Genomic DNA, 18,323 nt, shown 5'->3' with positions numbered 1-18,323 from the left:
CCGCGGGCCGGCGGACGTCGCGCGAGTGCGGTCAGTGTGCGGCCAGCCAGCGGCGGGCGCCGAGTTCGCTCGGGTATGCGCGGACGGTGAAGGCGGCGGTGAGCCAGCCGACGGCGAAGGCCATGCACGCCGGGAGGACCGGGGCCGCGATCAGCAGGGCGAAGCGGCCCGCGAGGACCAGCCCTGGAGTGCGGCGGTACTGGTCGCGGCGGGCCGCGGCCGCCTGCCCCGGCGTGGGCGGGTCCTGGAGCTTCCTGCGGTGGCCCCGGCGCTGGACCACCCAGCCCCGGACGACCGCCACGCAGGACGCGGCGATCTGGACGCCGTCCCAGACCGTGCGCGCCGTCGGCGGCAGGTCGCTGCGGGGCTCGCCCAGGTACAGCAGGACCACCACCCAGCAGGCGAACGCGAGGACGGCCAGCCACACGGCGGCGGAGAGCACCCGGCGCAGCCAGTAGCGCGGGCCGCGCTCGTACCAGCTGGTGCCCAGCCCGGGCAGGGACGGGATCCGGGCGGGGGAGCCGGAGAGGGGGGCGTCAGAAGATGCTCTTGATGCCATGCCAGACGTCATCCTTCAGTCGTACGAAGTCGTCCCCGGTCTGCGAGAGGACATGGCCGGTGCCGTGCAGGACACCGCCGACCACGCCGTGGTCGTGGATGTCCTCGCTCCAGTGCTCGTGGAAGGCGTGGTCGATGACGCCGGTCGCGCCGACCACCACCGCGCCGCCCACCCCGGCCACCGCCAGAGCGGGCACGTCGAAGGGTGCGAGGGCCACCAGTCCGGCGGTGACGGCCGTACCGGCGGCCAGGCCCGCGAGGTTGGCGCCGCCGTCCACCGCGACGGAGTGCTGCCAGGACCAGCCCTTGTCGTGGTCGTCGGACGCCTCCAGCAGACCGCAGGCCCCGGCCGCGGCGACGTCCAGCACCGGGATCTCCTTGAGGAAGTCCGGCAGCTTCTCCAGTCCCTTGCCCACCCGCAGCGCCTCGGCGGCGTCGGCCAGCTTGACGTTGAGGGCCCGGTCGTAGGGGAGCGCGGTGCTGCCGTGGTCGGCGCGGGCGATGTCCTCCTCCAGGGACTCCACCTGCTTGACCGCGTCGGCGTAGGCGCCCTTGGCGGGCAGGTCCTTCGGCAGCGCCCGTCCGGCCTTCCGGAACGCCTTCCGCTCCGCCCGGAGTTCCTTCTTGGCCGCGTGCTCGTCGGCCTTGGCCGCGTCGATCTCCGAGCGGGCCTTCGCACCGCCGGCCCGCGCGTCCTCGGCGTCGTAGGCGTACAGGCCGCGCAGGTAGTCGGCGAGGGTGGTCTTGTCGCCGCGGGACACCGGTGCCGTCGTCTGGGCGTACAGGCCCCGCAGCCTGTCCGCGGCCACCAGGCGCGCGTGCTGCGCGGTGTGCAGGATCTCGGCGCGCACCGTGCCGTACTCGGTCATCGCCGAGATCGTCTTCCGGTCCGCGGCGCTCGGCGGGTTCGCCGTGGCCAGTTGCAGCGGCACGCCCCTGGGGCCCATGGGGACGCCCTTGCGCACGGCGGTGTGCTCGGCGTTCTGCAGGGCGGTCTCGCAGGAGGACAGCGCGTCGACGAGGTCGCCGAGGATGCCGCCCGCGTCGTGCACCAGGTTGGCGAAGGCGCCCGCCGTCAGCGCGTCCTCGCTCCAGCGGCTCCGGAAGCTCTCGGCCGCGTCGCCCTTCCAGCCCGCGTCGTCCACCAGCCGCTCGACGGCCCTGCCGACGGGCTGCACGACCTCCTCGAGCTTGGTCTTGGCGTTCTTGTACGTGTCGGCCATCGTGCGCAGTGCGCCGATGTCGCCGCCGACCCAGCTGTCGCCCATCAGCCGTCACCCACCATCAGGTCCTCGAAGAGTCCGTGCACGTCGACGTCGTGGCGCTGGAAGGAGTCGCGGGACTTCGCGACCAGGTTGCCGTGGTCGTCCAGCCGGTCGGCGAACCCGCAGTGCAGGGCGGCGATGAGGTGGCCGACCTCGCCGATGGCGGCGTCGAGCCCGGCGTCCCCGCCGTCGGCGAGGGGCGGGGTGACGTCCGGCTTCAGCTCCCGGTACGAGCGCGCCTGGTCGTGGAAGGTCCTGGCCATCGCGGTCAGATCGCTCATGACCGCTTTGAAGTCGTCCGCCATCAGCGCGCCTCCTGCGCGAACGCGGCCAGGTCCTCCGGCCGCCAGTTGGGCCGGCCGGGCGCGACCCGCGGGTCCAGCAGGACGGTCGCGCCGTGCTCGCCCATGCCCACGGCCAGCGGCCCGAGCGAGGCGGCGGCCCAGGGCTGCGCGTCGCCGAGCGCGGCCACCAGCTTCTCCAGCGAGGTGAAGGCGAAGGCCACGGCCGCGGTGCCGTCCCCGGGGTGCGCGAAGAGCTCGTAGGCGATGAAGGGGACGCGGACCGGGCGGCCGTCGGGGCCGTCGGTGTCGACGTACCGCGGGTGCGCCGGGACGAACACGGGCGTGTGGTACGGCGGGACGCCCGGCCGGGGAGCGGGCCGGCCGTCCGCCTGTGCCGGGGCGGGTGCCGTCGCCGTGTAGTCGAGCAGCCGGGACCGCGGGCCCTGCGGCACCGGGGGCGGTGGATCCTGCTCGACATAGTCGAGGATGCGTGACCGTATCGGCCCGTCGTCCGCCATGCTCCCCCCAGCTTCCGCGCCATGGCCGGATCCGGCCGCCGTCACCCTAGCGAGCGGACGTGGGGGCGAATCCCGCTATGTCGGACCGAGGGGGCGGTTGCGTGCGCAATCCTCACAGTCGTTTGGTGCGGGCCTGACCTTTCGTTGACCCTGCGATGACGTCCCGGCGGGCCGAGGCCGCCCCCGGTTCACGCCGCTTCGTTGAGAAGGCGGGACAGGTGCTTCCGGCCCGTGTCGAGGAGGTCCGCGAGCGGTGGTGCGGCGGGGTGCCAGCGCTTCTCGTACTCCCAGCACAGCCAGCCGTCCCAGCCGTGCCGGGACAGCACGTCGACGCACTCGGTGAGCGGGAGGACGCCCGCACCCGGCGGCAGCGGGAAGGTGTCCTCGGCCGAGGCGACGTCCTTGACCTGGACGTAGCCGAGGTACGGGGAGAGGGCCGCGAACGTCTCCTGGGGCTGCTCCCCGCCCAGCCAGGTGTGCAGCACGTCCCACAGCGCCCCCACCTGGCGGTGGCCCACCGCGCCCAGCACGCGCAGCGCGTCCGCTCCGGTGGGGTGCGAGTCGTGGGTCTCCAGCAGGATCCGCACCCCGAGGTCGGCGGCGTCGCCCGCGGACGCGCCCAGTCGCCGGGCCGCGGCGGCGTCGGCCTCCTCGCCGCTCTGCCCCTCGGCCGCGCCCGGGAGGACGCGCACGAAGGGGGCGCCCAGGTCGTGCGCCAGGGTGAGCAGGTCGCGGATCTCCGCGAGGACGGGCAGGTCGTCGCCGGGCGCCGCCACCCGGGCGTACCCGGCGACGCCGAGGATCTCCATGCCCTGCCCGGCGACGTCGGAGCGCGCGCGGGACCGCTCACCTGCCGTCATCGCAGGGTGCACCGGTTCCTCGGGGTGGGCGCGCAGCTCGACCCCGTGGTACCCGTGGTCGGCCGCGAGCCGGGCCACGTCCGACAGCGGCAGCCGGGGGACGCCGAGGGTGGAGAACGCCAGCTTCATGTTCCCGGACCCTACTCGCCGCCCGCCCGGACCGCCTGTCGTCACGCGGCCCCGGGCGGGAACCTCCGGCTCCCGGCTCCCGGCCCCGCGCCCCGGAGCCGGCCCGTCCTACGCCCCGCCCGCCGCCCGGTGGACGCACACCTGTGCGCCCGTCCTGGCGGTCGTGGCGGACACCAGCTCCAGTGGCCGCAGCACCCCGTCCTCGGGGAAGATGCTCTTTCCGCCGCCGAGCAGCACGGGCATGCGGATCAGGACCAGTTCGTCGACCAGCCCCGCGCCGAGCAGGGCGCGGACCAGGGTCGGGCTGCCCATCACCAGCAGGTCCCCGCCGTCGGCGGTGCGCAGCGCCCGGATCCGGTCCAGGGCCTCGTCGCCCGGCACCCGCACGCTCCCGCCCCAGGTCAGCTCGTCGTCGCCGAGCGTGCCGGTGACCACGTACTTCGGGAGGGAGTTCATCCGGTCGGCGAACGGGTCCCCGGCGCGCTCCGGCCAGGCCGCGGCCATCGACTGCCAGGTGCGGCGCCCGAAGAGCAGGGCGTCGGCCCGGCCCAGCGCCTCGCTGAAGACACCGCCGACCACCTCCGGGTCGAAGTACGCGTGCGACCACCCGCCGTGCGCGAAGCCTCCGTCGGTGTCCTCCTCGGGACCGCCGGGCGCCTGCACGACACCGTCCAGGCTGATGAACGAACTGACCACGAGACGCATCCCAAGCACTCCTCTTCCACTGCTCTCCGGGACGTCCGGGACGCCCCCTGCTCTTCCTGCTCTTCGCGGCGGCCCCCAGGCGCAGGACGCCCGCGACGCCCACCATGCCCGGGACGTCCCCGGCAGCCACAGCGCTCCACGGTCGCCGGCACCCATGAAGACCGGACCGGCCCACGGAACTCATCGTCGGACCCGGCCCACGGAACTCATCGGCGGGCGCGGCCCCCGGGACTCCGGCCCACGCACAAGGGGAGGGCCGCACCCGTCGGGAAATCCCGTGCGGTCCGGAGTGCAACCCTTCGGGCGCCGAGCGTGTCGTAGTGGGCGTCGGAGTGTTCCGGAGGGGGATCCGGGGGGGATCGCGGAGCTCCGGCAGGAGGGGAAGGCCGAGGGGGCCCGGTCCACGGACCGGGCCCCCTCCACGCCCGGGGCGCACCACGGGAGTGCGACGACGGGGGCCCGGTACCGCATCAGGGAGCCTTCGCCCTGCGGCGACGGTGAGTGGGCGCTGAGGTCGGCCCGAGGGTGCTCCGGTCGTCCGAGGGGAGGTTCGGGCAGCCTGCGGGGCCGCCGCGTTCCAGCGTCGACGCCCTGGCCCAGATCACGTCTCAGGGGTGGCCTGCGGGGAGACCGGCCGCTCGAAGAAGGTCTCCAGCACGATCGTCGCCCGGGTCTCGCCGACTCCGTCGACGGAGTGGATCCGGCGCAGCACATCCTGCAGTTGCCCGGTGGTCGCGGTCCTGACCTTCACCAGCACCGAGGCGCTGCCGGCGATGATGTGCGCCTCCAGGATCTCGGGGAGCGCCGCGAAGTCCTTCGCCGAGTCGCCCATCCAGGCGGTCGAGTTGACCATCACATAGGCCAGGACGCCGCCGCCCACCGCCGCCGGGTCCACCTCCGCCGTGGTGCGCCGGATGACCCCGCGCTCCCGCAGCTTGCGCACGCGCTCATGGGCCGCGCCGGCGGACAGGCCCACGGCCTGGCCGAGCGCAGCGTAGGACTGCGTGGCGTCCTGCTGAAGCTGCGCCAGCAGGGCGCGATCAATGTGATCCACAACTCTCCATTCGACAGAGGCTTGCCTGGACCATAGCTCATCTTGCATTGTCGCCATCACGCCGAAGGCTGTTCGGCATTATGGGGGAGGGGACCCACATGACCAGCGAACGTCCTGCGCTGTACGAGGTGCTCGACGACCGGTTTCGAACCGGGCGGTGCGCGAACGGCGACAACGGCTTGGAGGTGCTGTACACCGGGTGCCGCTGGGCCGAGGGGCCGATCTACCTCCCCGCCTGGAGGCAGGTGGTCTGGAGCGACATCCCCAACGACCGGATGCTGCGCTGGGACGAGGAGACCGGTGCGGTCGGCGTCTTCCGCCGCTCTGCCGGGCACACCAACGGCAACACCCTCGACCGCCAAGGGCGGCTGGTCACCTGTGAGCAGGGCAACCGCCGGGTGACACGAACCGAACACGACGGCAGTGTCACGGTGCTGGCGGACCGCTGGCAAGGCAAGCGGCTGAACAGCCCGAACGACGCCGTGGTGAAGTCGGACGGCTCCGTCTGGTTCTCCGATCCGGACTTCGGCATCACCAGCGACTACGAGGGCCGGCGCGCCGAGAGCGAGATAGGCGCCAACAACGTCTACCGGATCGACCCGGACACCGGTGACGTACGCCTGGTCGCCGACTGCTTGGCGGCGCCGAACGGTCTGGTCTTCTCGGCCGACGAGCGGCGGCTCTTCGTCTCCGACACCCGGGCCGGCTGCATCCGGGTCTTCGAGGTGCGGGACGACGGCACGCTCTCCGACGGCACGGTGTTCGCCGAGGCCGCACCCCGCAGGAACGCCCGGTTCGACAACCTCCGCTTCGACGACGACGGCCGGCTCTGGGTGGCCGCGATGGACGACGGGGTGCACTGCTACGACCCTGACGGCACGCTGATCGGGCGCCTCGACATCCCCGAGGCGGTGGCCAACATCTCCTGGGGCGGAGCCAAACGCAACCGGCTCTTCATCACCGCGGAGACCAGCCTCTACTCGGTGGTCATGGGCGTGACCGGCACGCACCCGACGGGCCCCGGGCGGCGGCCCCGGCCGGCCCGGAAGGGTGGACCGCCGGTCGGGTGACCGGGGAGGCTCCGGCGTCGCCTTCGCGGCGTGAGTGCCCCGGTCGGCCGGACAGGCCGACCTGGGGCACTCGGTCCCGGGGCCTAGAAGAACACCCCGCACCGCAGCAGCACGTTGGCGTACGGCCGGGCCTCACCGGTGCGGACGACCAGGCGCGCGCCGGCGGACAGTTCCTTGAGCCGCTCGTGCGGGACGAGGCTCAGCCCGGGGAGGCGCCCCTCGAGCAGCGCGGCCGCCTCCGGATTGGCCCCGCAGACCTCCTCGGCCGCCGTCGCGCCCTCCACGACCAGCTCGTCCAGCAGCCCGTCGAGCACCTCGGCGAAGGACGGCACCCCGGCCCGGAAGGCCAGGTCCACCACTCGCGGGCCGTCCGGCACCGGCATGCCCGCGTCGCACACCAGCACCCCGTGCCCGTGGCCCAGTTCGGCCAGCGCGCCCGCCAGTCCGCGGTTCAGGATCCCGGCCCTCTTCATACGGCCGCGACCTCCGCCGCCGTGGGGAAGGACTCCTGGGCGCCCGGCCGGGTCACGGCCGCCGCGCCGACCCGGGCCGCGTACGCCGCCGCCTCGGCGGGCGACGCACCGGCGCCCAGCTTCCAGGCCAGCGCCGCGGTGAAGGCGTCCCCGGCGCCGGTGGTGTCCACCGCGTCCACCGTCACGGACGGCACGCGCACGACCTCCTCGGCGGACGCCACCAGCGCGCCCTCGGCGCCCAGGGTGACGACCACCGAGCGCGGCCCGCGCGCGAGCAGGGCGCGCGCCCAGTCCTCGGGCTCCCCGCCGACGCCGTCCGTGCCGCCGGCGCCGTCCGCGGCCAGGATCACCTTCGCCTCGTGCTCGTTGACGATCAACGGGTCGCAGGCGTCCAGGACCTCCTGCGGCAGCGGCCGCGGCGGGGACGGGTTCAGCACGAAGCGGCTGCCCGGTGCCAGGCTCCGTACCGTCTCCACGACCGTCTCCAACGGGATCTCCAGCTGCGCGGAGACCACCCGGGACGCCTGGAGGAGGCCGCTCGCCGCCCGGACGTCGGCCGGGGTGAGCCGCCCGTTGGCCCCCGGCGACACCACGATGCTGTTGTCGCCGGACGGGTCCACGGTGATCAGCGCGACCCCGGTCGGCGCGCCGCCGACCAGCACGCCCACCGGATCGACGCCGGCCGCACGCTGCGTGTCCAGCAGCAGCCGCCCGTGCGCGTCGTCGCCGACCCGGGCCAGCAGGGCCGTACGGGCCCCGAGCCGGGCCGCGGCCACCGCCTGGTTCGCGCCCTTGCCGCCGGGGTGGACGGCGAGGTCGGAGCCGAGCACCGTCTCCCCGGCCGCGGGCCGGCGCTCCACACCGATCACCAGGTCGGCGTTGGCCGACCCCACGACCAGGAGGTCGTAGTCGTACATGAGTTGACTCCCGTTGAGAGGATGCGGGGCGGGCGGTCGCGGTGACCGCCCGCCCCGGCCGGGTCAGCCGCTGAAGCCGGCCACGTTGGACTTCGTGACCACCTTGACCGGCACCTTCACCGTCGACGCGACCTTCTTGTGCTGCGCGGCCCGCAGGGCGTTGTCCACCGCGATCCTGCCGAGCTGGGTCGGCTGCTGCGCGACCGACGCGTACAGACTGCCGTTCCTGACCGCCGTCAGCCCGTCCGGCGTGCCGTCGAAGCCGACGACCTGGACCGACCTGCCGGCCTTGGAGCCGAGCGCCTTGACCGCGCCGAGCGCCATCTCGTCGTTGGCGGCGATGACGCCCTGGACGTCCGGGTGCGCCTGCAGCAGGTTCGACATGACGTCGAGGCCCTTGGTGCGGTCGAAGTCGGCGGGCTGCTGGGCGACGACCTGGATGCCCGGGAAGGACTTCAGGCCCTGGGCGAAGCCCGCGGCCCGCTCCCGGGCGGCCGAGGTGCCCGCCTGGCCCTGGAGGATCACGATCCGGCCCTTGCCGCCGAGCCTGTCGCCGAGCGTCCTGGCGGCCAGCTCACCGCCCGCCACGTTGTCCGACGCCACCAGGGCGTCGGCGGTGGCCTTGTTGACGCCGCGGTCGACCGCGATCACGGGGATCCGCGCCGTGTCGGCGGCGCGCACGGAGGGGCCGGCCGCGTCCGAGTCCACCGGGTTCACGATGATCGCGCCGAGGCTCGAACTGGTGAAGTTCTGCAGCTGGTTCGCCTGCTGGGAGGCGTCGTTCTGGGCGTCGGTGACGGTCAGGTCGATGCCCAGCCGCTTCGCCTCGGCCTGCGCCCCGGCGCGGATCTGCACGAAGAACGGGTTGTTCAGCGTCGACAGCGACAGGCCCATCTTCGGCTTGGTGGAGGCCGATCCGGTGTGCAGCAGGGAGGTCGCGGCGACCACGGCCACGGTGACCACCGCGGCCAGTCCGTACGTCGCCGCCTGGCGGCCCCTGCCGCCGGGGGAGGTGCCGGCCGCCGCGGGCGTGGCGCCCGCCTTGCGGCGCACGGTGTCCAGCAGCACCGCCAGCGCGATGACGACGCCGATGACGACCTGCTGCCAGAAGGCCGACACCGACAGCAGGTTGAGGCCGTTGCGGAGCACCGCGAGGATCAGCGCGCCGACCAGGGTGCCGGACGCCTTGCCGGTGCCGCCCGCGAGGGAGGCGCCGCCGATGACGACCGCGGCGATCGCGTCCAGCTCGTAGCCCTGCGCGGCCTGCGGCTGCGCGGAGGACAGGCGGGCGGCGAGCACGATGCCCGCGACGGCGGCGAACAGGCCGGACAGCGCGTAGATGACCAGCTTCAGCTTCTTGACCCGCAGGCCGGACAGGCGGGCGGCCTCCTCGTTGCCGCCGATCGCGTACATGGAGCGGCCGATGTAGGTGCGGCCGAGCACGAAGGCCGTGATCAGGCCCATGAGGACCATCACGAGCACCGGTACCGGCAGCCAGCCGCCGAGCGTGTCGCCGAGGTGGGACACCGAGCCGGGCAGCGCGATCGGGGAGCCCTGGGAGACGACCAGCGACAGACCGCGGGCCACGGACAGCATCGCCAGCGTCGCGATGAACGGCGGGAGTTTCCCGTACGCGATCAGGAAGCCGTTGACCAGGCCGCAGGCGATGCCGGTGGCGACCGCGAGGACGACCGCCAGGACCACCGGCACACCGGCCGAGGTGGCGCTCCAGGCGAGCACGGTGGACGACAGCGCCGCCACCGAGCCGACCGACAGGTCGATGCCGGCCGAGACGATCACGAAGGTGACACCGAAGGCGAGGATGGCGGTGACCGCCGCCTGGACGCCGATGTTGAGCAGGTTGTCCGCCGTCAGGAAGTCGCCGGACAGCGCCGACAGGGCGACGACGAGGACGATCAGCGCGGTGAGGGCGCCGTTGTCGAGGAGCACGCGGCGCAGGCCGCCCGGGGCGCCGTCCGCGCCCGTCGTGCTCTTGAGCGTGTCAGTGGCCACGGGAGGCCTCCGTTCCGGTCTGGGACGTGGGGGACGTGGGGGAAGGGGAGGGGTCCGAGGGGGCCCCGGGGGCGCCGACCGCGAGGGCCATCACGGCGTCCTGGGTCGCCTCCCCGGCGGGCAGTTCGCCGGCGATCCGGCCCTGCGCCATGACCAGCACCCGGTCGCTCATGCCGAGCACCTCGGGCAGGTCGCTGGAGATCATCAGGACCGCGGCCCCGGCGGCCGTCAGCTCGTTGACCAGCCGGTAGATCTCGACCTTCGCGCCGACGTCGATGCCGCGCGTCGGCTCGTCGAGGATGAGCACCCGGGTGTCGGCGAGCAGCCACTTGCCGATGACGACCTTCTGCTGGTTGCCGCCGGACAGCGTCCGCACGTGCTGGCCGAGCCCGGCCATCCGCACGCCGAGCTGCCGCGCGATGCGCTCGGCGGCCGTGTGCTGCCCCTTCAGGTCGACGAGTCCCGCGCGGGTCGCCGACCGCAGGGTCACCAGCCCGAGGTTCTCCTCCACGGAGGCGTCCAGCACCAGACCCTGGCCCTTGCGGTCCTCGGGCACCAGCCCGATGCCCGCCGCCATCGCCGCGCCGACGTCGTGGCGCCGCACCCCGGTGCCGTCGACCGTGACCGTGCCCCGGTCGTAGGGATCGGCGCCGAACACGGCCCGCACCACCTCGGTGCGGCCGGCGCCGACGAGCCCGGCGACGCCGACGACCTCGCCCGCCCGCACCTCGAAGCTCACGTCGTGGAAGACGCCGTCCCGGGTCAGCCCCTCGACGGTCAGCAGCGCGGGTCCGGTCTCGGCGCGCTCACGGGGGTACTGCTGCTCGATCGACCGGCCCACCATCAGGCGGACCAGCTCCTCCTCCGGCGTGGAGGCGGGCACCTGGCCGACGCTCCGGCCGTCGCGGACGACCGTGACCCGGTCGCCCAGCGCGGCGATCTCCTCCAGGTGGTGGGTGATGAAGACGACGCCGACGCCGTCCTCGCGCAGCGTGCGCACGATGGAGAACAGCTTCTCGACCTCCTCCGAGGTGAGCACGGCCGTCGGCTCGTCCATGATCAGCACGCGCGCGTCCAGGCTGAGCGCCTTGGCGATCTCGACCATCTGCAGCCGGGCGATGCCGAGTTCGCGCACCCGGGCGCGCGGGGACACGCGGACACCGACCCGCTCCAGCAGGACGGCGGCCTCCGCCTCCATCCGCTTGCGGTCGATGACGCCGAAGCGGCGCGGCTGGCGGCCCAGGAAGATGTTCTCGGCGACCGTCAGGTCGGGCACCAGGTTGAACTCCTGGTAGATGGTGGCGATCCCGAGGCGCTCGGCGTCCTGGGCACCCTGGATGCGCACCTCCTGGCCGCCCGCGAGGATGCGCCCGGAGTCGGGGGTGAAGGCACCGGAGAGCATCTTGATGAGGGTGCTCTTGCCCGCGCCGTTCTCGCCGAGCAGCACATGCACCTCGCCGCGGCGCAGGTCGAAGTCGACGCTGTCGAGTGCGACCACTCCGGGGAAGGTCTTCCTGATGCCTTCGATGCGCAGCAACTCGTCCGGGTTGCTCACGACGTGCTCCTTTGCATGGGGGACAGCCGCACAGCGGGGGCCTGCGCGGCGGCCGGCGCGCCGCACGAGCGGCGTACGACGAGCCGGGCGGGGAGGGTGACGGACGCGGGGGGCCGTCCCTCGATCCGGTCGACCAGCGCGCGCACGGCGGCGCGCCCGAGGTCTCCGGTGGGCTGGGCGATCGCGGTGATCGGCGGGTCGGTGTGCACGAACCAGCGGATGTCGTCGAACGCGGCCAGCGCGATGTCGTCGGGCACCCGCAGGCCGCGCGCGCGGATCGCGTCCAGCGCGCCGAGCGCCATCAGGTTGTCCGCGGCGAAGACGACCTCGGGCGGCTCGGGCAGGTCGAGGAAGCCCTCGGTGGCCCGGCGGCCGCTCTCGGCCTGGAAGTCGCCCTGGCCCCGGTAGGCGTCCGGCAGCGGTATGCCGTAGGCCGACAGGGCCTCACGGAAGGCGTCGACGCGCTCCCGGCCGGTGGTGGTGGCCGCCGGGCCCGCGATGATCGCGAGCCTGCGGTGCCCCAGCCGGTGCAGGTGCGCCACGAGGTCGCGCACCGCGGCCCGCCCGTCGGAGCGCACCACGGGCACGTCCACGCCCTCGATCCACCGGTCCACGAAGACCATCGGCGTCCCCGTGCGCGCGGCGTCCAGCATCAGCGGGGAGCCGCCGTCGGTGGGGGAGACCAGCAGGCCGTCGATCCGGCGGTCCAGCAGGGTGCGTACGTGGTGGTCCTGGAGCTCGGGCCGCTCGTCGGCGTTGCCGATGATGACGCTGTAGCCGAGGGCGCGGGCCTCCTCCTCGACGGAGCGGGCCAGTTCCGTGAAGTACGGGTTGAGCACGTCGCTGATGACCAGGCCGAGGGTGCGGGTCTGGTCGGTCCGCAGGGAGCGGGCGACGGCGTTCGGGCGGTAGCCCAGCGCGGTGACGGCGGCCAGCACGCGGGCGCGGGCGTCGGCGCTGACCGACGGGTGGTCGTTCAGGACGCGCGACACCGTGGCGACCGAGACGCCCGCCGCGGCGGCGACGTCCTTGATGCTCGCCATCGCCGTTCCACCTCCTCGTGGAATCGTTTACATCGACGTGTACGGAGGATTGGAATCGATTACACGAGGGTTAATCAACCCCCCGTCCCGAGGCTGAGACCGGATCGTGATGAAGCCCGCTCGGATGAGCGGACGGCCGTGTTCCGCCCCCGGAGCCCGCGACGCCCGGCTCCGGCCCCCCGGGCCGCGGCTCACGCCGGGCCCGGCCGTCCCGGGGCGGCCCGCGGTGTCGGACCCCGGCGGTAGCGTCGGGGCATGTCCAACCAGTCGGTGGTCGAAGGGGTCCTGGAGCGCATCACGTACGCCAACGAGGAGAGCGGGTACACCGTCGCCCGGGTCGACACCGGCCGCGGCGCCGGCGACCTCCTCACGGTCGTGGGTGCGCTGCTCGGCGCCCAGGTCGGCGAGTCCCTCCGCATGGAGGGCCGCTGGGGCTCGCACCCCCAGTACGGCAAGCAGTTCGTCTGCGAGAACTACACGACGGTCCTGCCCGCCACCGTCCAGGGCATCCGCCGCTACCTCGGCTCCGGCCTGGTCAAGGGCATCGGCCCGGTCTTCGCCGACCGCATCACGCAGCACTTCGGCCTCGACACCCTGACGATCATCGAGGAGGAGCCCAAGCGCCTGATCGAGGTCCCCGGCCTCGGTCCCAAGCGCACCCGACGGATCGCCGACGCCTGGGAGGAGCAGAAGGCGATCAAGGAGGTCATGCTCTTCCTCCAGACCGTCGAGGTGTCCACGTCGATCGCGGTCCGCATCTACAAGAAGTACGGCGACGCCTCGATCTCCGTCGTGAAGGACCGGCCGTACCGCCTGGCCGCCGACGTCTGGGGCATCGGCTTCCTGACCGCCGACCGGATCGCGCAGTCCGTCGGCATCCCCCACGACAGCCCGGAGCGCGTCAAGGCCGGCCTCCAGTACGCACTGTCGCAGTCCGCCGACCAGGGCCACTGCTACCTGCCCGAGGAGCGGCTGATCGCGGACGCGGTCAAGCTCCTCCAGGTCGACACGGGCCTCGTCATCGAGTGCCTCGCCGAGCTGGCGCAGGTCCCCGAGGACGGCGGCGACCCCGGAGTCGTCCGCGAGCGGGTGCCCGACCCCGACGGCGGCGACCCGGTGACCGCGGTCTACCTGGTGCCCTTCCACCGTGCCGAACTCTCCCTGTCCGCCCAGCTGGTGCGCCTGCTGCGCACCGGGGAGGACCGGATGCCGTCCTTCCGGGAGGTGGACTGGGGGCGCGCGCTCGGGTGGCTGCGGGAGCGCACGGGAGCCGAACTCGCGCCCGAGCAGGAGGCCGCCGTCCGGCTGGCGCTGACCGAGAAGGTGGCGGTGCTGACCGGCGGTCCCGGCTGCGGCAAGTCCTTCACCGTCCGCTCGATCGTGGAGCTGGCGCGCGCCCGCCGGGCCCGCGTGGTGCTGGCCGCGCCGACCGGCCGGGCCGCCAAGCGGCTCGCGGAGCTGACCGGCGCCGAGGCGTCGACCGTCCACCGCCTGCTGGAGCTCAGGCCCGGCGGGGACGCGGCGTACGACCGGGACCGGCCGCTGGAGGCCGACCTGGTCGTGGTGGACGAGGCGTCCATGCTGGACCTGCTGCTGGCCAACAAGCTGGTCAAGGCCGTGCCGCCGGGAGCCCACCTGCTCCTCGTGGGGGACGTGGACCAACTGCCCAGCGTCGGCGCGGGGGAGGTCCTGCGGGACCTGCTGGCCGAGGGCGGCCCGATTCCCGCGGTCCGCCTCACCCGGGTGTTCCGCCAGGCCCAGCAGTCCGGTGTGGTGACCAACGCGCACCGGATCAACGCCGGGCAGCACCCCGTCACCGACGGCATGAAGGACTTCTTCCTCTTCGTCGAGGACGACACGGAGGAGGCCGGCCGGCTCACGGTGGACGTGGCGGCCCGGCGCATCCCGGCCCGCTTCGGCCTGGACCCGCGCCGGGACGTGCAGGTCCTCGCGCCGATGCACCGCGGCCCGGCCGGCGCCGGCGCGCTGAACGGCCTGCTCCAGCAGGCCGTCACCCCCGCCCGGCCCGATCTGGCGGAGAAGCGCTTCGGTGGCCGGGTCTTCCGCGTCGGCGACAAGGTCACCCAGGTCCGCAACAACTACGAGAAGGGCGAGAACGGCGTCTTCAACGGCACCGTGGGCGTCGTCACCTCGCTCGACCCGGTCGAGCAGCGCCTGACGGTGCTGACGGACGAGGACGAGGAAGTGCCCTACGACTTCGACGAATTGGACGAGCTGGCCCACGCGTACGCGGTGACCATCCACCGCTCCCAGGGCAGCGAGTATCCCGCCGTGGTGATCCCGGTCACCACCGGTGCCTGGATGATGCTGCAGCGGAATCTGCTCTACACGGCGGTGACCCGCGCCAAGAAGCTGGTCGTCCTGGTCGGTTCGCGCAAGGCGATCGGCCAGGCCGTGCGCACGGTGTCGGCGGGACGGCGCTGCACGGCACTGGACTTCCGGCTCTCCGGGCCCGGGAATCCGGGCTCCGGGGGGTCCTGAATCCGGGTGCCGCGGGGCCCGGCCCGGCCGCCCCGGGCCCCGTGCGGAAAAAATGATCGATCAAATGAGTCGCAAAGGTCACACAGCACTTCCCGTGGCCCGGCCGAGGGGGCAGGATGAGCAGGTTGGCGGCACTGAGTGCCGCCGATAGGCCCAATGGTCGACCCCGAGTGCACTCTCCTGAGCCAAATGGGGGATGGTAGAGACAGTCAGGGCACCTCGAAGATGAGGCACTACGTCGGTGAGGGAAGACGTGAGCGACAACTCTGTAGTACTGCGGTACGACGGCAGCGAGTACACCTACCCGGTGATCGACAGCACCGTCGGCGACAAGGGCTTCGACATCGGGAAGCTGCGCGCCCAGACCGGTCTGGTCACTCTGGACAGCGGGTACGGCAACACGGCCGCCTACAAGTCCGCCGTCACCTACCTCGACGGCGAGCAGGGCATCCTCCGGTACCGCGGCTACCCGATCGAGCAGCTGGCCGAGCGCTCCACCTTCCTGGAGGTGGCCTACCTGCTGATCAACGGTGAGCTGCCGACCGTCGACGAGCTCACCACGTTCAAGAACGAGATCACGCAGCACACCCTGCTGCACGAGGACGTCAAGAACTTCTACAAGGGCTTCCCCCGCGACGCCCACCCGATGGCCATGCTGTCGTCCGTGGTCTCGGCGCTGTCCACCTTCTACCAGGACAGCCACAACCCGTTCGACGAGAAGCAGCGGAACCTCTCCACGATCCGCCTGCTCGCCAAGCTCCCGACGATCGCGGCCTACGCGTACAAGAAGTCGATCGGCCACCCCTTCGTCTACCCGCGCAACGACCTCGGCTACGTCGAGAACTTCCTGCGCATGACCTTCTCGGTCCCCGCCCAGGAGTTCGAGCTGGACCCGGTCGTGGTCTCGGCGCTCGACAAGCTGCTGATCCTGCACGCCGACCACGAGCAGAACTGCTCGACCTCCACGGTCCGCCTGGTCGGCTCCTCGCAGGCCAACATGTTCGCGTCGATCTCGGCCGGCATCAACGCGCTGTGGGGCCCGCTGCACGGCGGCGCCAACCAGTCCGTCCTGGAGATGCTGGAAGGCATCCGCGACTCGGGCAACGACGTCGACACCTTCATCCGCAAGGTGAAGGACAAGGAGGACGGCGTCCGCCTGATGGGCTTCGGCCACCGGGTCTACAAGAACTTCGACCCGCGCGCCAAGATCATCAAGGCCGCCGCGCACGACGTCCTCTCGGCCCTCGGCAAGTCGGACGAGCTGCTCGACATCGCCCTGAAGCTGGAGGAGCACGCGCTCTCCGACGACTACTTCGTCGAGCGCAAGCTGTACCCGAACGTCGACTTCTACACCGGTCTGATCTACCGGGCCATGGGCTTCCCGACGGAGATGTTCACCGTCCTGTTCGCCCTCGGCCGCCTGCCGGGCTGGATCGCCCAGTGGCACGAGATGATCAAGGAGCCGGGCTCCCGCATCGGCCGCCCGCGCCAGATCTACACGGGCGTCGTCGAGCGCGACTTCGTGCCGGTCGAGGCGCGCTAGTCGTACCCCGGGGCTCCGTACGCGACGACGCGTGCGGAGCCCTGTGTCGTACCCGGCGGCAGAGGTGGCCGTGAGGCGGCGCCGATGGCGGAAGCGGCTGCGGGGCGGCGCCCGGGGCCGAGGCAGCCGCGCTCCGGCGCCGGCGGCGGAAGGCGGGAGACAAGCGGAAGGCGCCCTGCGTCAGTCCCCCCACGGGCCGACGATCAGGGCGCCTTCCCATGTCCCGGTGCGGATTCCCCCCACGGGATCCGGCCGGGCGTCTGTGAGGACCAGCGCCTGAATCGCTGAGCGAGCGGGACGGGCGGACCCGTCCTGCTCTCGTGCATCGGTGGTTCGTACGGTCGTGCCGTTGTGCGGTCGTGCTGCGAAGTGCCGGGACGCGCACGCGCGGGAGGGCCGCTCAAAGCTTCCCGCTGCACGTGCCCCGGCAACGCATCTCCGAGGAAGTCCCCCAAGACATCCCCAGACGTCAGTCCGCGCCCCCCAAGACGCTTCCTGACATCGCCAACTTAGACCTTCGAACCCCTTCGGTGGTTACGTTCACATCACTGTGATCTGCGTCTCTTGCGCATGATCCTTTGATGCGCAAGGGCCCCGATACACCGATCGAGGCCCTTGCGTAACGAAGATGCGCGAGCCTTGTGAAGAGCTTATGTGAGGTGCGCGTCCGACTCCAGAGGGTCCGCTGCTTCGCTTTCGCGAAAATCCGGGATGCGGTGCCGGATCCCGGGTGCGGCTGCCCGCCGCAAGCGCCGCGGCGTGAGTGTCCGCTCGCTCCCGCGGGCGGACGGCTCAGACCGTGCCGACGAGTTCGAAGCCCGCCTCGTCGACGGCCGCACGCACGGCCTCCTCCTCCAGCGCGGCGGCGGAGACCACCGTGACCTCGCCCGTCGAGGCGACGGCCTTCACCGACGTGACGCCGGGCAGCTCGGAGATCTCGGCGGAGACGGAGCCCTCGCAGTGGCCGCAGCTCATGCCGCTCACCTTGTAGACGGCGGTGACGGTCTCCGGGGTGTCCGTGGGTGCGGTCATGTCGCTGCTCCTCGTCCAGGCGGTGCGGTCCGGCGCGGCCCCGGCGGGGTCCGTGCCGTCCATCATACCCCTAGGGGGTATTTTGCCCGGGAGTGGACGCCGGAGCGGCGGCCGCGCCGACCGTCACCGGGCCCAGGTAGCGCACCAGGACGTTCTTCAACTCCGCGACGTACGCGGCCCGCTCGTCGCCCTCGTGGTTGAGGGCGATCTCCAGCCCGGCCTTGTACACACCCAGGCACATGTCCGCCGTGCGGGCGATGTCCGTGTCCGGTGCGCCGGGCATGAAGGCGGTCAGCAGGGCGGCGACCCGGGCGAGCAGGGTGGCGTGCAGGGCGTCGTGCTCCTCGGTGATGCGGCCGGGCATGTCCGGGCCGTGCATCAGGGCGAAGAACACCGGATGGCGGCAGTTGAAGTCGATGAAGCGGTCGACGGCGCCCCCGACGGCCTCCGCCAGCGGCGTGCCGGGCGCGACCGGGGTCAGTGCGTCCCCGTGCGTGCGCATCTCGCTCACCAGCCGGTCGCCCAGCTCGATGGCGATGGCCTCCTTGTTCGGGAAGAACTGGTAGAGCGTGCCCGGAGACACCCCGGCCTCGCGGGCGATGGCGTTGGTGCTGGCCGCGGTGTAGCCGGTGCTGCAGAAGACCGAGGCGGCCGCCTCGAGCAGTTGGGCGATCCGGCGTTCGCCGCGGGCCTGCCGGCGGCGCGGCCGGCCGCCGGCCGCCGCTTCCTTCTCCGGCTTCTCGGTCTCGTCGGGCACGACGTATCCCCAGCTCTCCGCGCGCGATTGACAAACGCGAGTGGT

At 72.8% G+C, this 18,323-nt stretch carries 17 protein-coding genes; 3 read left to right on the top strand and 14 right to left on the bottom strand.

What is annotated here, in order from left to right:
- Positions 1–31 precede the first annotated feature (31 nt).
- The 7 genes from P3H78_RS03025 to P3H78_RS02995 form a co-directional block, all read right to left on the bottom strand.
- Positions 32–559 (bottom strand): hypothetical protein, encoded by a 528-nt coding sequence (locus tag P3H78_RS03025; RefSeq protein WP_276107137.1) that lies wholly within the window; start codon positions 557–559, stop codon positions 32–34.
- Complete coding sequence (locus P3H78_RS03020; RefSeq protein WP_276107136.1) at positions 537–1,826, bottom strand: WXG100 family type VII secretion target; 1,290 nt, start codon at positions 1,824–1,826, stop codon at positions 537–539. The genes P3H78_RS03025 and P3H78_RS03020 overlap by 23 nt, the downstream gene beginning before the upstream one ends.
- Positions 1,826–2,128 carry a DUF6317 family protein gene (locus tag P3H78_RS03015; protein WP_276107135.1) on the bottom strand — a complete coding sequence of 101 codons (303 nt, stop codon included), beginning with the start codon at positions 2,126–2,128 and terminating at the stop codon, positions 1,826–1,828. The genes P3H78_RS03020 and P3H78_RS03015 overlap by 1 nt, the downstream gene beginning before the upstream one ends.
- Positions 2,128–2,625: a hypothetical protein gene (locus tag P3H78_RS03010; protein ID WP_276107134.1), complete on the bottom strand. Its 498-nt coding sequence runs from the start codon at positions 2,623–2,625 to the stop codon at positions 2,128–2,130. Before P3H78_RS03010 ends, P3H78_RS03015 begins: the two co-directional genes overlap by 1 nt.
- Before the next feature lie 188 nt (positions 2,626–2,813).
- Positions 2,814–3,614, bottom strand: a complete 801-nt coding sequence (locus P3H78_RS03005) for a sugar phosphate isomerase/epimerase family protein (RefSeq protein WP_276107133.1) — start codon at positions 3,612–3,614, stop codon at positions 2,814–2,816.
- A 108-nt stretch (positions 3,615–3,722) separates the two neighbouring features.
- Positions 3,723–4,319, bottom strand: a complete 597-nt coding sequence (locus P3H78_RS03000; RefSeq protein WP_276107132.1) for a dihydrofolate reductase family protein — start codon at positions 4,317–4,319, stop codon at positions 3,723–3,725.
- Positions 4,320–4,920: 601 nt separating this feature from the next.
- Complete coding sequence (locus P3H78_RS02995) at positions 4,921–5,373, bottom strand: Lrp/AsnC family transcriptional regulator (protein WP_276107131.1); 453 nt, start codon at positions 5,371–5,373, stop codon at positions 4,921–4,923.
- Positions 5,374–5,471: 98 nt separating this feature from the next.
- On the opposite strand from P3H78_RS02995, the gene P3H78_RS02990 reads away from it, so the two are divergent.
- Positions 5,472–6,443: an SMP-30/gluconolactonase/LRE family protein gene (locus P3H78_RS02990; RefSeq protein ID WP_276107130.1), complete on the top strand. Its 972-nt coding sequence runs from the start codon at positions 5,472–5,474 to the stop codon at positions 6,441–6,443.
- A gap of 83 nt (positions 6,444–6,526) precedes the next feature.
- Here the strand turns inward: P3H78_RS02990 and rbsD are convergent, their stop codons facing one another.
- The 5 genes from rbsD to P3H78_RS02965 form a co-directional block, all read right to left on the bottom strand.
- Positions 6,527–6,916 carry a D-ribose pyranase gene (gene rbsD, locus P3H78_RS02985; RefSeq protein ID WP_276107129.1) on the bottom strand — a complete coding sequence of 130 codons (390 nt, stop codon included), beginning with the start codon at positions 6,914–6,916 and terminating at the stop codon, positions 6,527–6,529.
- Positions 6,913–7,833, bottom strand: coding sequence for a ribokinase (locus P3H78_RS02980; RefSeq protein ID WP_276107128.1), 921 nt, complete (start codon positions 7,831–7,833; stop codon positions 6,913–6,915). The genes rbsD and P3H78_RS02980 overlap by 4 nt, the downstream gene beginning before the upstream one ends.
- Positions 7,834–7,896: 63 nt before the next feature.
- Complete coding sequence (locus P3H78_RS02975) at positions 7,897–9,846, bottom strand: ABC transporter permease/substrate-binding protein (RefSeq protein ID WP_276107127.1); 1,950 nt, start codon at positions 9,844–9,846, stop codon at positions 7,897–7,899.
- Complete coding sequence (locus P3H78_RS02970) at positions 9,836–11,401, bottom strand: sugar ABC transporter ATP-binding protein (RefSeq protein WP_276107126.1); 1,566 nt, start codon at positions 11,399–11,401, stop codon at positions 9,836–9,838. Before P3H78_RS02970 ends, P3H78_RS02975 begins: the two co-directional genes overlap by 11 nt.
- On the bottom strand, positions 11,398–12,444 hold the full coding sequence (locus P3H78_RS02965) for a LacI family DNA-binding transcriptional regulator (RefSeq protein WP_276107125.1): 1,047 nt from the start codon (positions 12,442–12,444) through the stop codon (positions 11,398–11,400). The genes P3H78_RS02970 and P3H78_RS02965 overlap by 4 nt, the downstream gene beginning before the upstream one ends.
- Before the next feature lie 255 nt (positions 12,445–12,699).
- On the opposite strand from P3H78_RS02965, the gene recD2 reads away from it, so the two are divergent.
- Entirely contained in the window at positions 12,700–14,946 is a 2,247-nt protein-coding gene (gene recD2 / locus P3H78_RS02960; RefSeq protein ID WP_276107124.1) for an SF1B family DNA helicase RecD2, read from the top strand.
- Positions 14,947–15,199: 253 nt separating this feature from the next.
- Positions 15,200–16,489, top strand: a complete 1,290-nt coding sequence (locus P3H78_RS02955; protein WP_276107123.1) for a citrate synthase — start codon at positions 15,200–15,202, stop codon at positions 16,487–16,489.
- Positions 16,490–17,281: 792 nt separating this feature from the next.
- Here P3H78_RS02955 and P3H78_RS02950 read toward each other — a convergent pair.
- Positions 17,282–17,521, bottom strand: a complete 240-nt coding sequence (locus P3H78_RS02950; RefSeq protein ID WP_276107122.1) for a heavy-metal-associated domain-containing protein — start codon at positions 17,519–17,521, stop codon at positions 17,282–17,284.
- Positions 17,522–17,591: 70 nt separating this feature from the next.
- The gene (locus P3H78_RS02945; RefSeq protein ID WP_276107121.1) at positions 17,592–18,278 is read right to left on the bottom strand and encodes a TetR/AcrR family transcriptional regulator; all 687 of its coding nucleotides are present in this window, start codon (positions 18,276–18,278) and stop codon (positions 17,592–17,594) included.
- Between the last annotated feature and the right edge of the window lie 45 nt (positions 18,279–18,323).

Origin of the sequence: Streptomyces tropicalis (assembly GCF_029269835.1) — a bacterium.
Classification (GTDB): Bacteria; Actinomycetota; Actinomycetes; order Streptomycetales; family Streptomycetaceae; genus Streptomyces; species Streptomyces tropicalis.
This window is presented reverse-complemented; position numbering and strand designations above follow the sequence as displayed.

Excerpts from the sequence above, each read along its gene's own strand:
- P3H78_RS03015 (WP_276107135.1), bottom strand. The coding sequence starts at position 2,128 with ATGGCGGACGACTTCAAAGCGGTCATGAGCGATCTGACCGCGATGGCC.
- P3H78_RS03000 (WP_276107132.1), bottom strand. The coding sequence starts at position 4,319 with ATGCGTCTCGTGGTCAGTTCGTTCATCAGCCTGGACGGTGTCGTGCAG.
- P3H78_RS02965 (WP_276107125.1), bottom strand. The coding sequence starts at position 12,444 with ATGGCGAGCATCAAGGACGTCGCCGCCGCGGCGGGCGTCTCGGTCGCC.
- P3H78_RS02950 (WP_276107122.1), bottom strand. The coding sequence starts at position 17,521 with ATGACCGCACCCACGGACACCCCGGAGACCGTCACCGCCGTCTACAAG.
- rbsD (WP_276107129.1), bottom strand. The coding sequence starts at position 6,916 with ATGAAGAGGGCCGGGATCCTGAACCGCGGACTGGCGGGCGCGCTGGCC.
- P3H78_RS03020 (WP_276107136.1), bottom strand. The coding sequence starts at position 1,826 with ATGGGCGACAGCTGGGTCGGCGGCGACATCGGCGCACTGCGCACGATG.
- recD2 (WP_276107124.1), top strand. The coding sequence starts at position 12,700 with ATGTCCAACCAGTCGGTGGTCGAAGGGGTCCTGGAGCGCATCACGTAC.
- P3H78_RS03010 (WP_276107134.1), bottom strand. The coding sequence starts at position 2,625 with ATGGCGGACGACGGGCCGATACGGTCACGCATCCTCGACTATGTCGAG.
- P3H78_RS02980 (WP_276107128.1), bottom strand. The coding sequence starts at position 7,833 with ATGTACGACTACGACCTCCTGGTCGTGGGGTCGGCCAACGCCGACCTG.
- P3H78_RS03005 (WP_276107133.1), bottom strand. The coding sequence starts at position 3,614 with ATGAAGCTGGCGTTCTCCACCCTCGGCGTCCCCCGGCTGCCGCTGTCG.
- P3H78_RS02990 (WP_276107130.1), top strand. The coding sequence starts at position 5,472 with ATGACCAGCGAACGTCCTGCGCTGTACGAGGTGCTCGACGACCGGTTT.
- P3H78_RS03025 (WP_276107137.1), bottom strand. The coding sequence starts at position 559 with ATGGCATCAAGAGCATCTTCTGACGCCCCCCTCTCCGGCTCCCCCGCC.